The sequence below is a fragment of the Chitinophaga oryzae genome, assembly GCF_012516375.2.
Classification (GTDB): domain Bacteria; phylum Bacteroidota; class Bacteroidia; order Chitinophagales; family Chitinophagaceae; genus Chitinophaga; species Chitinophaga oryzae.
The window spans coordinates 6,022,132-6,036,794 of record NZ_CP051204.2 but is presented as its reverse complement, the minus strand read 5'-3'; the positions used below and the strand labels follow the sequence as shown (position 1 = coordinate 6,036,794).

The following is a 14,663-nucleotide window of genomic DNA, read 5'->3' as shown; positions in this document are numbered from 1 at the left end:
TTTTAGTGCGAGTCCCGGGTCACCTGGCTGCCGGAACCGCCTTTCAGGAAATCGAGGTCAGCCCCGAGATGGGCCTGTTCCACATGTTGCTGGTACAGCTGTACATACCCCCTGGCGGCTACCGGGTGCGCCGGTTGCCATGCCGCTTTGCGCGCGGCTATTTCTTCCGGCGACAGGTCGGCATGCAGAGTGCGGTTAGCTACGTCGAGGGTGATGATATCGCCGTCACGAAGAATGGCCAGCGTACCGCCGGCAGCCGCTTCCGGGGACACATGCAGCACTACGGTGCCAAAACCGGTACCGCTCATGCGGCCGTCGGAGATCCTCACCATATCCGTAACGCCTTTGGCCAGCAGTTTGGCAGGTAATCCCATGTTGCCTACTTCCGGCATGCCGGGATACCCTTTGGGGCCTACGTTTTTCAATACCAGTATACTGTTTTCGTCGACGTCAAGCGCCGGATCGTCGATGCGGCGTTTGTAGTCGTCGATGTCTTCAAACACTACGGCGGGGCCGCTGTGGCGCATTAGCCGCGGTGTGGCGGCGGATGGTTTGATAACGGCGCCTTCCTCGCAGATATTGCCTTTGAGGACAACGATGCCGGAGATGTTGTTAAACGGGGCTTCCAGCGTGGTGATGACTTCGGGGTTGTAACCCGTGGCGTGGCGGTAGTTGTCGCCGATCGTTTTACCATTGGCCGTGAGGCAGTCTTTATGCAGGCGGGTGAGCAGCGCGTTCATCACAGCCGGCAGCCCGCCGGCGTAATAGAGGTCTTCCATGAAATACAGTCCTGACGGCTGCAGGTTGGCCAGCAGCGGTATTTCCGCCGACCAGGCGTCGATGTCCGCCAGTGTTACGTCCACGCCTATACGGCCGGCGATGGCCAGCAGGTGTACCACGAAATTGGTAGATCCTCCGATGGCGGCATTGACCATGATGGCATTCTCAAAAGCCTGCCGCGTCAGGATGTGCGACAGCCGCCGGTCTTCCCTGACCATTTTCACAATCTCCATGCCCGACAGATGCGCCAGCACTTTACGCGCCGCATCAGGAGCAGGGATGGCGGCGTTCTGCGGCAGGGAGAGCCCCAGGGCTTCCACCATGCAGGCCATCGTGGAGGCGGTGCCCATCACGGCGCAATGGCCGTCGCTGCGGCACATGCCCGCTTCCGCCAGCGCCAGCTCTTCCGTAGTCATTTTGCCGGAACGCAGCTCTTCGCTGAACCGCCATATATCGCTGGTGCCGATGCTTCTGCCCATATGCCTGCCCGTTAGCATGGAGCCCCCCGACACTACGATGGTGGGGAGGTCTACGCTGCAAGCGCCCATGACCAGCGCCGGCGTGGTTTTGTCACAACCACAGAGCAGCACCACGCCGTCCAGCGGATTGGCGCGTACAGACTCTTCCACGTCCATGCTGACGAGGTTGCGGTACAGCATCGCCGTAGGCTTGATGAGCGTTTCTCCCAGCGACATCACGGGGAATTCCAGCGGGTAACCACCGGCTTCGATCACACCGCGCTTTACCGACTCGGCCAACTCCCGGAAATGAGAATTGCAGGGCGTCAGCTCCGACCAGGTGTTGCAAATGCCGATCACCGGTTTGCCTTCCAGTTCATGCGCCGGGATGCCCTGTTTCTTTAACCATGCCCTGTATATAAAGCCATCTTTGCCATCACGGGCAAACCATTGGCTGCTTCTTAATGATGTTGCTTCCATGCTGTTGAATATACAAACTTTTTTTCCGGAGTCATAATCTCATGCCTGCTGCTTAAACGTTTTAGAACACCTGAATAACATCATCGTTCCGCAAGGGATATTTTTGCGGAAGGGGCCACTGTCAAACTATTGCAGTGAAAAACTGCATGTTGCAACATAATTATTGTAACCCTACATGATAAGTAGGGTTACATTTAACAGATGTTTATCATCTCCCCGGCTAATATTTTAAATTTTATTATGGAATTTGTTTGCTTAAGTATCTAAGTCAACTAACCTGTAGTAGCCCACATGAAAAAACTATTGGCATTCATTTTTTGTCTGACCGTTTATAGTACCAGTCATGCCCAGCACGCAAAAATCAGTGGACATGTTTCTGATACGCTGAACCACGTTAAACTTCCCAATACCGTTGTTGCCCTGTTACATGCAAAAGATTCCGTGTTGTATAAGTTTGCCCGTACCAGCGAAACAGGCGCCTTTGCTTTTGATAACCTGCAGGCGGGTAAATACCTGCTGATGCTGACCTACCCGGCATTCGCGGATTACGTTGAGCCGGTGACGTTATCAGATACCAGCGTAGTGCGTTTTGATAATATTATGCTGACCCTGCGGTCCCGCCTGTTGCAGGAAGTGGTGGTCCAGCAGAAGATAGCGGCCATCAAAATGAAGGGCGATACGACGGAGTTCAATGCCGGCAGCTACCAGACACAACCCAACGCTAATGTGGAAGACCTGCTCAAAAAACTGCCGGGCATCCAGGTAGACAACAAAGGACAAATTACTGCGCAAGGAATAAAAGTTAAAAAGGTGCTGGTAGACGGAGAAGAGTTTTTTGGCGATGATCCCACCCTGGTGACCAAAAACCTGAAGGCAGATATGGTGGATAAAGTACAGCTCTATGATAAAAAGAGCGAGCAGGCCGCTTTCACCGGTGTGGACGACGGACAGGCCAGCAAAACGCTTAACCTGAAGCTGAAAGAGGACAAAAAAAGAGGCTATTTCGGAAAGGTGGAACTGGGTGCGGGCACCAACGGGTTTCACGACAACCAGGCGATGGTGAACCTGTTTAAAAAGAAACTGAAAGTGGCAGCCTATGCGATCGTTTCCAATACCGGTAAAACGGGTCTCGACTGGCAGGAGGCGGATAAATATGGTCAAAGCCAGGCCGATGGGTATGTATCTGCTGACAGCGAGATCGACATCGGGGAGGACCGTGAATTTTCCGGCTGGGATGGCCGGTATACCGGCAGAGGGTATCCGCTGGTACAAACCGGCGGGCTTCATTTCAATAATAAGTGGAACCAGGACAAGGTGAGTGCCGGAGGAAATTACAAGTTCATGAAACTATACATGGACGGCAGCAGCAGTACCATTACCCGGAACCTCCTGCCCAACAACGTCACCAATTACCGGACGCAGAAGGAACATTTCAACAACAGTGTACTACGCAACCGCATAGACGGCCGCTATGAGATCCAGATCGATTCTTCCTCCAGCATCCGGCTGGATGTAAATGGAGGGCTGAACCATAAAAAGACCAACAGCAGTTTCTCTTCTGAATTCCTGGACGGCGATAGCTCCCTGGTGAACCAGAACAACCGCCGGCTGTCTATCGCAGACGATACCCGTCAGCTGAACAGCAATTTATTATGGCGTAAGAAACTGAAGAAAAAAGGACGGACCATTTCTGTCAACCTCGCAGAGAACTACACCCTCAGCGATGGTGACGGGATGCTGCATTCTTTCACGGAGTACTTTAAAAAGAGCGGGGGAGTGGATTCCTCTTACCTTACCGATCAGCGCAAGACATTCAGAACTGAGAATGCCAATGCGTCCGCTAACGCCACCTATACAGAGCCGCTATCGCCAATGTCTTCGCTTGTGGCCAATTATGGCCTCTCTATATCCAACGCCAGATCTTACCGTAATTCATTCAATGCCGGCGGCGACGGTAAATATGATAAGATGGACAGCGCATTCAGCAACAGTTATGAGTTTAATATACGCACGCACAAGGCGGGGCTGAGTTATGTATACAATGGTAAAAAGGTCCGTATACAGGCAGGTAACAATGTCGGGTTTACTTCCTTCCTGCAGGACGATTTGTATCAGCACAGAAAAATGGACCGCAGTTTTGTGAACTGGTTCCCGGCAGCTTCTTTCCGGTATACTTTTAGCCAGCAGCGGCGGCTGTCAATCGGCTACAATGGCGATACCCGGCAACCAGGCATGAGCCAATTGCAGCCGTTACGTTCCAATGAAGATGACCAGGATGTGAGGATCGGGAATCCGGGGCTGAAACCTTCTTTCAGTAACCGTTTCCATCTCAGCTATAACGACTTCCAGATCATGTCTGAACGTTCCGTGTGGCTGAGCATGCAATATTCCAATACCAATAATGACATTGGAGAGGCTTCCAGTATAGATGATAAAGGAAAGCGTACCACCCGTTTTATCAACATCGACGGCAATGAAACAGCTGGCGTTAATCTCAATATGGGATGGAAAGTAAAGCCACTGAATATTACGCTGGGATACTCCCTGAGGGGCAACTATAACCGTAATGTCAACCTGGTCAACGATCAGCCGAATACGACCAAAAGTCTGGATGGCGGGATGGGGATCGATATGTTCAGCATTAAAGAAAAAAAGTATGAACATTATATGTCTGTGGAAGCTACCTATAACACCAGTAAGTCTTCCGTTCAGCAGGGGCTCCGCACCAATTACTGGATGTACAATGTGAGGGTAGCCGAGAATGTCTATCTGCCGCTGAAGTTCCAGCTGCAGACAGATGTGGTGTGTAACTTCCGGCAGAAGACAGATGTGTTTACGGACAACAATAATGTGATACAGTGGAATGCTTCACTGCTGAAGAAGTTCGGGAAAAAGGATGCGCTGGAGGTAAGAGCAACGGTAAGAGATATTCTGAACCAGAATATTGGTTTTAACCGGGGCGTGAGCAGCAACTTCATTACCCAGAATACGTATTCCACCATTAGCCGTTATGGTATGCTGAGCGTGGTATGGAATTTCAGCAAAGCCGGTGGCGGCGCAAAAGAATAGCTATGAGAAAGATGTTTTTATATATCGCGCTGATATTGTTGTGCCATGGGGTGCAGGCGCAGCATACTATTTTTCTTGACAAGGGGCGTATTGAGTTTGAGAAGAAACAGAATGTGCATGCCATGCTGGACGAGATGTGGGGAGACAGCGACGGGCAAAGCTGGAAAGAGCTGCAGAAGAAGGAACAGCCTAAGTTCAATACTTCTTATTTCGATCTTTATTTCAGCGGTAATATCACTTGCTACAAGCCCGGGCGGCAGTTGCCGGAAAATAACCAGACGCGCCAGTGGCCGGCAGACGATAATACTGTCTATACTGATCTTGGCGCCGGGCGCAGTGTGTCTCAGAAGCAGGTGTTTGACCGGCTTTTCCTGCAGGATGATTCCGTCCGCAATATCCGCTGGAAGATCACCGATGAGACCCGGAAGATCGCTGGTTTTGATTGCCGGCGGGCAAATGCGGTCATTATGGATTCCATTTATGTGGTGGCTTTTTATACCGATGCTATTGTTCCCTCCGGCGGTCCGGAATCTTTTACCGGTCTTCCGGGGATGATACTGGGGGTGGCGTTGCCGCATGAGCATGTTACCTGGTTTGCCACCAAAGTGCTGGTGGACGAAGTGAAGCCGGAGAGCCTGAAACCGCCTGTCAAAGGGAAAAAAGTAAATACATCGGAGCTGAGGGAAAACATGTCAAAAGCGCTGGGAGACTGGGGTGGATGGGGGAAGGTATATATGAAAAATGCCTTGTTGTAGCGGGCTGTTGCGTTAGCGCCCTTAACAAAATATTATGATAATGAAATCTTAAAAAGGCGGTTGTTGGCCATGAAAGGCGTCATTTTTGTTTTTTGGCTATCGGACTAAAAAATTTTAACCATGGCTAAACAAACCGTACAAGCAGTAAAGAGTGAAATCCAGGGACTGGCAATTGGTAATTACAAGAGCTATCCTGAGCAGTATGAATCCACCGCACCGGCTACGCTGATCAGCATACAGGAATTAGCGAAAGGTTATTGGGATTGCAGAGACTACAAAGAGGTGGCGAGAGATGAGAAACTGGGCATTAACCTGGAAGACTATCAACTTTGGACAAAAGAGGCCCACAGCGCGTTTTTAAAGGCCAACGGCCATTCACTTAACTAGACATTTTCTCCGTAGGAGGGAGGCGATAAGTCCAGCATTACCGGGCTTATCGCCTTTTTGTTTTTTCCCGGAAATAAATTTGTTTTTGTATTGTTATTCTACTTACCTTCGTAACCCTGAGATATTTTATTTGTTACTTCATAACCGACGCCTCACTACTTCATAACTGATTGCCATTCTCAAGGGCAGGTGAGCTGACAGGCCGGTCAGACCATCTTCAAAAATTCTTTAGCTAAAATTTTCAACTGCTGTCGCAGCGAAAGGAGTATGCCAGCCTCACGACGAGGACAGGGATATTTGTCAAGATGATGTGCATTCGTTACAACAAAGGGACCTGAGAAATGAAAGTTTCGCGGCGGGCGGGCAGTGAATTGCCGATAACACTTTAAAAACCCAGGTAACATGAAAAAAATGCTTTGTTTGTTGATGGTCCTGCTATCAGCGGGACTGGAAGTATTCTCCCAAGCCACGATTACTGCCGACGCCAATTTGTACAATGAGCCGGACCTTGTCACCAAAATTTTTGGTAAAGATAAAGGAGCCTTATACGACGAGTTTCTGCAGATCTCCCCTGTAGAGCAACGTGCTTTTACAGATGCCTTCCTGGAGTATGAAGATGAAAAACGCCCCTGGCTGGCGGAACGAATCGCTTTACTTCGGATGTATAATGAAGAATTTTCCTGTCTCGATGAAAAGAAAATGAACAGTCTGACCAAACAGCTTATTAACAATGATCTTGAGTTTGGCCGTTTGCAGATGCGTTATTTCCGGCGCATGAACAAACTGCTGGGCGCCACCAGGGCTGCTAAATTCTTTCAGATGGACAACTACCTGGAACAGTCTTCCAGAGCATACCTGCAAAACGACCTGCCTTTTATCAAGGCGCTCGAGTCAGACCGGCAGGTGTTTTCCAGTGCTAAACCGGTAACCCGCTGGTAACATGGATATTTACCGCTGAACGCAGTGCAGAAGGACTTGTGATCTGTTGTTTTTAACTCACCGTTATTTGTTCCCCCCATCCTTTCCCATTATTGTACCCCCATCGACATCATCTGATGGATGATCGGCTTTCATCCATTGTTTGTTGGCCCTATGTATAGCCCTGAGCTACAATGTGAAAAAAACGTATCTTTATACCACTACTATTGGTTGTTATTAGTTACTCTCTCTGAAGATGAACAACCACATCATTCTTTAGCCACTTTTATTTATTGTTATGAACTTACAGAACGGGTATGTATTTACCGGTGGCCCTGGTGCGGGCAAAACATCGGTGATCGCTGCTTTGGCAGCGAAAGGATTTTCGGTGGTGCCGGAATCCGGAAGACAGATCATACAGGAGCAGGTAGCCAGCGGAGGGGAGGCGCTGCCATGGGCCAACAAGACATTGTTCCGTGACAGGATGCTGACAGCAGCCCTGCACGATTTTAAACAGCAGGCGCCCGGAGGGCAGCCGGTATTTTTTGACCGGGGGATTCCCGATCTGATCGGTTATTCGAGGCTGGAAAACCTGCCGGTACCGGCGGTACTGGAGGCTTATGCCGCCGCTATGCGGTACCATCCGCGTGTTTTTATCTTCCCGCCGTGGGAAGAGATTTACCGCGGCGATACCGAACGTAAACAGGACTATGCCACCGCGGTGGCCACCTATGAGGCCATGAAGGGGGCTTACACCGGCAACGGATATACGCTGATGACGGTGCCGCCTGCCAGTGTCGCTGACAGGGTGGCCTTTATCCTGGCTAATTTATGAGGTAGTTTCCGTGAAATCTTCGCTACGGGGAATCGCCTTGAATTTCGTCATCAGTTCTTCCGGGAGGCTGACCAGCTTCCGTTGCTTCGTATCAATCCAGGCGCCGTCCACGTTGACGATGGCCGATTTGGTGCCGTCTTTCCGGTATATTTCGTGCCGGATGGACCAGCGGGAGCCGTCGGGGCGGCATTTGGTCATTTCGCAGGTGACCCGCAGCGTATCGTTGGCATTCACTTCCCGCAGATAGATCAGTTCCTCGCGGAAGAGGATAGGGCCGATATGCAGTTCCAGGAACTGGCGGGCGTCCATCCCTGCTTTGTCGAGCAGGGTGAGTCGGGCCTGGGCAGCGAAATCAGCATAGGCGGAGTGCCGCATGTGCATATTGGCGTCTATCTGGGACCACATGACAGGTCCTTCAAAGAATATATTGTTCATCTTTAAAATTACGGAAAATGAACATGTCGGCCATCGGGGGGAGGGGCGGTAGCTGCCAGGCTAATTGCTTGTCACTCAGGTTGCTATATAAGGATAAAAATGTGCCGGTGCTGAAAGATCCTGTCATGGCGGGCCTGGTAGTGTTTTTGCCGCTGTCCGGCAGCAGGGGCGGTTGCTTCAGGAAATAATTTTTCCAAAAAAGCCGGCTGAAAATTTTTTTTAAATCATTCCCTTTTATACATTTGCGGTCTCACTGGAGAGTTGGCAGAGCGGTCGATTGCGGCAGTCTTGAAAACTGTTGACTGTAACAGGTCCCGGGGTTCGAATCCCTGACTCTCCGCATCTCCCCTGATGGTCTTCGATCATCAGGGGTTTTTCTTTATACCAGTGCCCTATACTGGTTCCTCCTATTCAGCGCGTATCAGCCAATTTCCAATTATAAACCTCGAAAATTTAAATTCTCTGCTCCATGAAACGTTTATTGCACTCCCTGCCCTTCCTGCTGCTTATTGCAACAGCTGTATTATTGACTGCCTCCTGCAGCAAAGACGGAGATCCCGGTCCTGCCGGCCAGCAAGGACAAAAAGGGGATAAAGGCGACAAAGGCGATCCCGGCCCGCAGGGCGAACCAGGCACCGCCAATGTCATCTATTCCGACTGGCTCGATATAGCCTATAAACCCGATACTGTTCACACCGCCGGCGGCAGGGTAGACACTATCGGTTACTTCGCCTTTGCCGCCGCCGCCAAACTCACTGCCGACATCCTGAACAAAGGCGAGGTGAAGGTGTATATTAACTTCACCGGCGCTGCAGATCCAACCATCACCTCCCTGCCGTATACGGAGCCGGGCGGTGTTTTCATCCGGTATGTCGCCTATCAGCAGACACTTGAGTTCTACTCCAATATTAATGCGGGCACTTTCACCGACAATACCGGGGCAAAAAGACTGCAATACAGGTATATCCTCATTCCCGGCGGCACCGCCGCCCGGAAATCCAATACGATCGACTGGAACGATTATAAAGCCGTGAAAGCCTACCTTGGTCTGAAGGACTAACACTTCCTGCTATAGCGGCTAAAAGCGCGCAAAAACAATCGTTTTTGGGCGCTTTTTTTATATCATAAGGAGATTTTTCCGTTAACTTTATAGGATTACCAGTCGACCAAAATTTTCCTACTCCTTTCACAGCCCTCTTTTATGAATGACCAAACGAAAAAGATCTTACTAGTAGTAACGAATGTTGACAGGTATGCAGATGGACACACGCCCACCGGGTTATGGCTCAGCGAACTTACGCATATCTATCACAGCGCCGGGGACCAGGGATATGACATCACCATCGCCAGCCCTAAAGGAGGCAATACGCCTGTCGACCCCGAAAGCCTGAAACCATTTGTACTGGACAGCATCACAAAAGCCTATTGGGAAGACAGCGCCTTCAGGGATTTATTACAGCATACCGAAAGCCTGCAGGAGATCGCGGACCAGCAGTTTGATTGTATCTATCTGGCCGGCGGACACGGCACCATGTATGATTTGCCGGAAAATGTGCTGCTGCAGAAAATCATCAGCGGGCATTATGAGCGCGGTAAAATGATCACCGCTATCTGTCATGGCGTAGGCGGTTTGCTGAACGTCCGGTTATCCAATGGCGAATACCTCCTCAAAGGCAAAAAACTCACCGGGTTCGATTGGTTTGAAGAAAGCATCGCCCGGCGGAAAAAGAAAGTACCTTTTAACCTGGAAGCTGCCCTCAAAGCAAGAGGCGTCGATTATCAGAAAGCTTTTATCCCCATGACGTCTAAGGTGGTGGTGGACGGACATGTGATTACCGGGCAAAACCCATTCAGCTCAAAAGCCATGGCGAAGGTAGTGATACGGGAGATGGCAAAATAAATAACGTCAAATGCAGACAATACTCGGTGCAAACGGACAGATTGCCGAAGAACTGGCCAAAGAGCTGAAACGGAAGTATACTTCCGATATCAGGCTGGTGAGCCGGCATCCCCGCAAGGTGAACGATACAGACACGTTGTTGGCCGCCAACCTGCTGGATGGCGCCAAAGCGTAGGAAGCGGTAGCCGGCAGCGAAATCGCCTGGTTTACCCTGGGCTTGCCTATGGATACCCGCATGTGGGAGGAGCAGTTCCCGGTCATCATGCGCAACGTGATCAATGCCTGCAAAAAGCATCATACCAAACTGGTCTTTTTCGACAATACCTACATGTACCCCCAGAACGCACAGGTATTGACAGAGCAAACACCGTTTGCCCCCGTAGGAAGAAAGGGGATGGAGCGGAAAGTCATGGCGGAAATGCTCCTGTCGGAAATGAACGCCGGACAAATAACAGCGGTGATCTGCCGCGCCCCGGAGTTCTATGGTCCCGGGAAAACACAGAGCATCACCAACATATTTATTTTTGATGCGGTCCGGCAACATAAAACTAAAAGTGTTGCTCCGCGACGATGTGTTAAGAATTTTGATCTGGACGCCTGATGCCAGTCGCGCTATGCTATCTTCAGCAAGAAAGCCGCCGAGATACAGGAGCTGTTGCCCCGATATGCTTACGACAACATATTTGATTCATCAAAGTTTAAGCAGCGGTTCCCTGATTTTACAACAACAACTTACCGGCAGGGAATGGAACAAATGAGAGACGGCAGGATATAACTCCGCCAAAGAATAATTTGTCTCTTAGCGATTTTAATTTTAGTTTCGCATCAAGCTTTAAGCTCTGTCGTCGCAAGATGGCGGGGCTTTTTTCTTTTTATAGACAACCGTCAATTTTAACCCAAAAAGAATATATGAAAAAGACCGTACCGCTCCTGCTGGCGCTGTTTTCCGCCGTTTTGTTCTCCTGTGGAAAAAAGAATGAAGTCACGCCTTCCAGCGATGGTGATGCTACCTGGAAACTGGGAGCTAACACTTACACAAGAGGTGCTTCCTCCCAGACATCCACCCCTGCGCCTGCCGATGGTATCATCACCGGCATCGCCGTCACCACCTCCGGTGATGGGGGCAACTACGGCGCTTTCTCCGGCAGCGCTGTCACTATTACTTTCTACAACCACGGCGAAGGACAGTATACTCTTGGTACCACCGAAATGTCGGTGGCCAACCCTACCCGTAACATCATCGTGATTGATTGTACCGTAGGTACCGCAGTGAGCACCGGCTCTGTGTTGTATGGGTACAGCGCCGCTGGTACCGCGACAGTGACCAAAGACAAAGACGGCAAGTATCATGTGAGCCTGCCGGCGACGACGCTGACGAAGAAACTGGAAGTAGGCGGAGGGATACCGGGAGCGAAGGCGACGTATGAGCTGACGCTGAATGGGGTGTATTGATCATTATACAAATTATAAAAAGCGATCCCGTTTGATGCATTATCAAACGGGATCGCTTTTTATAGGCGTATTGTTTTACAATGCTTCTATCGAGAACTTTCTTGACTTCTCTTTCTTGTTATATTCCGCTACCAGCACATGCCCTTCTTTCGCAGGGAAGATCAGTGTTTCTATGCTACCATCCTTGCGGGGGATGGTACGTATTACTTTCTTCGCGTCCACGTGATAGAGGGTAATGTTTTTCTGTTCGGTGATGATCAGGTAGGTAGCCTTCTTTTCCGGAGAATGGAGACTGTAGTACGATTTGTTGTCCATTGATTCCATGGCGATTTTCGCAGCGATGCCGCGGCTGTTGGCTACGGCGATGCTGTTGTCCAGCGACAGTGCGCCTTCCGGCGTTTGTTTCAGTACCATAGATTCACGGGCGATAAACTTGCGGGTACCGCCTAAGCTTAGCATATAGATCGGCGGTATGATCAGTGGAAGCGTAGCAGCTTCGGCGATCACCAGGCCGGTGTTGATGGTACGTTTGGCTGCGGTGCCGGTGAAATAGGTGTTGCCGGAAAAGTCTTTGAAAGACGGGCCTGCCATCAGAAAGGATTTGTTGTGGTTAAAACGGCCTCTCGTATTGGTGAGCGCTGTCTGGTCTTTCCAATAGGTATATACAGGTTTTATGCTGTCGCGGCCACGGCCGTCGATGTTGAGGGTAAACAGGCCGGTGTAACGGCCTTTCGCAACAGAGCGGAGAAATACCGGCCCTTTGCCTTTACGCGGGTCGATAATGGTACCGGACACATAAGGTTTTCCGGTGGCAGGATTGTTGGTGAAGGCCAGTACGCGCAGTGGGTTTCCCTTCTTGTCTTTCAGGTATTGGCGGGAGATGGTGGTGCTGTCATCGAGCCCATAACCCTGGATGGCGAAGCCGCCTTCCGCTTTGGGGTCGCTGCGATGGACCAGGAAGTACACATCATGACCGGAGACCAGCATGTTGTAGTCGGCATCTTCGAGGCCTACTCTTTTGTGCCAGATCTGATTACCGTTTTTGTCATAGGCATAGAGGAATTTTCCGCGGTCGTCGCCAAAGAAACAGGCGAAGCCTTTGCCGTTGACGTTACTCACCCGCAGGGATTCTTTCATGCCGCCGGAGCCGATGGAAGTGGAGGCGTTGGAGAAGTTGCCTTTCAGGTCTGTGTTTACCCTGATGGTGTTTGTTTTCAGCATTTTGCCGGTCAGGTCGATGAACTGGGTGTATACCGCCAGGTAGCCTTTTTTGATAGCGTCTTTTTTGTCCCTGCGGTGGTCGTACGTATAACCGAGGAGGTTACTTTTCATGTAAGCCAGGCAGAGCACATCCTGTTCGAATGCTACCGACCGGAGGTCCAGCTTCATTTCGCGGAAGTTTACTTTTCCGATGTCGTTCAGGTTCTCATCCATGATGGTGAGTTTGTAGTTGAACGAGTCTTTGTCTGCTTTTTCCAGTTCAGTGAAAACGAGGTAGCCCACCAGGGCGCCGTCCTGGGTGATGGCGCGCATAGAGGAGGAGATCTCGTTGCCTACTTCCTTGAATACGCGGGTTTGGGCATGGGTGCTGCGGATGACGGACAGCAGCAGGGCGCATGCGATGATAACATGTTTCATGATGGTAGTTGTGGGATAAATAATGGGAAAACGGTTACTGTTTATTTTTTTGAAAAGGGTGTGACGAATTCGCAGTATGGGCTGTCGGGGTAGCTGACGATAAAAGATTTGGCCGCTGCCCTTTGTTTGTCGGTGTCGCTGGCATTGGACACGAGCGTGTTGATCAGGGATTTGAATCCATGCTCGGAAGGTGTCATGCTGCTCCAGAAAGGCGCCTGTTGCAGGGAATGATGGAAAGCTTCCAGTTTCTCCCGGGGCATCTGCTCGAACATTGTTTCCAGCTCGTAGTAGCTGCCGGAGATGTATTCCTTGGGTTTTACCGCGATGGCATTGAAGCGGTTCAGTTTCTGATCGGCGTAGTAGAGGCCGGACATCACGTTGCTGAACATAAAATCGTACCACGGGTCGTTGTTGCCCCGGTCTTTTTCCAGCAAGATGCGGTACAGGGCGGCGGTCATGTTGCCGTTGCAGTAGATGTTCCATACCATCATCTTCATGGCTTTATCCCGCAGGGTGGCCGGGATGGGCGTCAGCGGGGTGTTGGTCTGTTCATGCCGGGTTTTGTTATAGCGCTCCTGGCAGTCGGGGTGCGTTTTCAGGGAATCGGCGAGGCCTGCGCTGGTGTTGTTGAAGCTGTACGCTTTAGCGGAGAGTCCCCGGGTACGTTTCACCATCCAACTGTCTTCCACCTGCAGTTGATAAGCCGAAAAATAGTCGCGCAGGTGTTTTTTGAGTGGCTGCCGGTACTGGATATCGGCGCTATCCAGCCGCAGGAACATCGTAGGGTCGATCCCGATATGGCTGTTTTTCAGGAGGACGATGGCCAGGGAGTCGGCATCCCCTTCATGGTACCGCTGGTGTTTGCTTCTGTCGAAAGAATAGCCTTCGAATACTTTCTTCAGGCGGGTGAGGCGTTCGTAGCGGGAGTCCAATACCGCATTTAACGACTGTTTGTACTCGTCGGAGGTGAACCACTCGGCGCGTTTCTTCATCCCGTTTTCGGGATGCTGAAGGGCATTATGGGCCATTTCGTGTGCCAGTACCAGGGCCAGTTCCTCCCGGGTACGGGAGAAGGCCAGCAGGCCGATATTGACTGCCATGAGGTTGCTGCCGGTAGCGTAGGCGTTGACCGAGGTATTGCGGTCTATCAGCAGCATCGGTGGCTGGGGGATCAGTTTGGGATTGGCGGCCGCGATTTGCCGGACGATGCCGTCAAGATAAGTTTGCATCTCTGCTTCATACAGGTAGCTGTCGTTGTCGATGGCTTCCGTGATGAAGTCGGTGCGCTCGTTCCAGATATCCCTGTATTTTTTCTGGGTCTCTTTGTCTTTGTAGACAGTGGGACAGGTCCATGTTTTTTTCAGGGAGTCTTTCCGGTGTTCGTAACAGGCATGGGAAAGGTCCTTGTAATTGTAAATGGGCTTGATTTGGGCTACAATACTTTGGCAGCACAGCATCAGGGCTGACAGTGTAAGGGATCTGCAGGTTGACATATCTTTATTTCGTAGGTATTGGGCGCAAAGATATTAAAAATTGGATATGTCCCTATTACCTTT

General features: G+C 50.7%; 14 protein-coding genes and 1 tRNA gene. 11 read left to right on the top strand and 4 right to left on the bottom strand.

Going from position 1 to position 14,663, the window contains the following annotated elements:
* Window positions 1-2: 2 nt before the first annotated feature.
* A complete protein-coding gene (locus HF324_RS23790) occupies window positions 3-1,718 on the bottom strand; it encodes an IlvD/Edd family dehydratase (protein WP_168805021.1) in 1,716 nt (571 codons plus the stop codon).
* 291 nt (window positions 1,719-2,009) lie between these two features.
* Between HF324_RS23790 and HF324_RS23785 the strand changes: the two genes are divergently transcribed.
* From HF324_RS23785 to HF324_RS23765, 5 genes are all read left to right on the top strand, one after another.
* The gene (locus HF324_RS23785; protein ID WP_168860992.1) at window positions 2,010-4,787 is read left to right on the top strand and encodes an outer membrane beta-barrel family protein; all 2,778 of its coding nucleotides are present in this window, start codon (window positions 2,010-2,012) and stop codon (window positions 4,785-4,787) included.
* 2 nt (window positions 4,788-4,789) lie between these two features.
* On the top strand, window positions 4,790-5,542 hold the full coding sequence (locus HF324_RS23780) for a GLPGLI family protein (protein WP_168860991.1): 753 nt from the start codon (window positions 4,790-4,792) through the stop codon (window positions 5,540-5,542).
* Window positions 5,543-5,662: 120 nt separating this feature from the next.
* The gene (locus HF324_RS23775) at window positions 5,663-5,929 is read left to right on the top strand and encodes a hypothetical protein (protein ID WP_168805015.1); all 267 of its coding nucleotides are present in this window, start codon (window positions 5,663-5,665) and stop codon (window positions 5,927-5,929) included.
* A gap of 402 nt (window positions 5,930-6,331) precedes the next feature.
* Window positions 6,332-6,868, top strand: coding sequence for a hypothetical protein (locus HF324_RS23770; RefSeq protein WP_168805013.1), 537 nt, complete (start codon window positions 6,332-6,334; stop codon window positions 6,866-6,868).
* Between the two features lie 277 nt (window positions 6,869-7,145).
* The gene (locus tag HF324_RS23765) at window positions 7,146-7,682 is read left to right on the top strand and encodes an AAA family ATPase (protein ID WP_168860990.1); all 537 of its coding nucleotides are present in this window, start codon (window positions 7,146-7,148) and stop codon (window positions 7,680-7,682) included.
* On the opposite strand, the gene HF324_RS23760 is transcribed toward HF324_RS23765, so the two are convergent.
* Window positions 7,677-8,117 (bottom strand): acyl-CoA thioesterase, encoded by a 441-nt coding sequence (locus HF324_RS23760; RefSeq protein WP_220100821.1) that lies wholly within the window; start codon window positions 8,115-8,117, stop codon window positions 7,677-7,679. The two genes, HF324_RS23765 and HF324_RS23760, sit on opposite strands and share 6 nt — an antisense overlap.
* 255 nt (window positions 8,118-8,372) lie before the next feature.
* Between HF324_RS23760 and HF324_RS23755 the strand changes: the two genes are divergently transcribed.
* From HF324_RS23755 to HF324_RS23735, 6 genes are all read left to right on the top strand, one after another.
* Window positions 8,373-8,457: transfer RNA gene (locus HF324_RS23755), tRNA-Ser, on the top strand.
* Between the two features lie 129 nt (window positions 8,458-8,586).
* The gene (locus tag HF324_RS23750) at window positions 8,587-9,177 is read left to right on the top strand and encodes a collagen-like triple helix repeat-containing protein (RefSeq protein WP_168860989.1); all 591 of its coding nucleotides are present in this window, start codon (window positions 8,587-8,589) and stop codon (window positions 9,175-9,177) included.
* A gap of 141 nt (window positions 9,178-9,318) precedes the next feature.
* Complete coding sequence (locus HF324_RS23745) at window positions 9,319-10,017, top strand: type 1 glutamine amidotransferase domain-containing protein (RefSeq protein ID WP_168860988.1); 699 nt, start codon at window positions 9,319-9,321, stop codon at window positions 10,015-10,017.
* Between the two features lie 10 nt (window positions 10,018-10,027).
* Window positions 10,028-10,192: a hypothetical protein gene (locus HF324_RS33435; protein ID WP_220101230.1), complete on the top strand. Its 165-nt coding sequence runs from the start codon at window positions 10,028-10,030 to the stop codon at window positions 10,190-10,192.
* 48 nt (window positions 10,193-10,240) lie between these two features.
* On the top strand, window positions 10,241-10,618 hold the full coding sequence (locus HF324_RS33430) for an NAD-dependent epimerase/dehydratase family protein (protein WP_220101229.1): 378 nt from the start codon (window positions 10,241-10,243) through the stop codon (window positions 10,616-10,618).
* 308 nt (window positions 10,619-10,926) lie between these two features.
* A complete protein-coding gene (locus HF324_RS23735) occupies window positions 10,927-11,469 on the top strand; it encodes a hypothetical protein (protein WP_168805005.1) in 543 nt (180 codons plus the stop codon).
* 75 nt (window positions 11,470-11,544) lie between these two features.
* Here the strand turns inward: HF324_RS23735 and HF324_RS23730 are convergent, their stop codons facing one another.
* Together HF324_RS23730 and HF324_RS23725 are read right to left on the bottom strand one after the other, a co-directional pair.
* Window positions 11,545-13,107, bottom strand: a complete 1,563-nt coding sequence (locus HF324_RS23730) for a DUF6770 family protein (RefSeq protein WP_168860987.1) — start codon at window positions 13,105-13,107, stop codon at window positions 11,545-11,547.
* 41 nt (window positions 13,108-13,148) lie between these two features.
* On the bottom strand, window positions 13,149-14,600 hold the full coding sequence (locus tag HF324_RS23725) for a M48 family metalloprotease (RefSeq protein WP_168860986.1): 1,452 nt from the start codon (window positions 14,598-14,600) through the stop codon (window positions 13,149-13,151).
* Window positions 14,601-14,663: the final 63 nt, after the last annotated feature.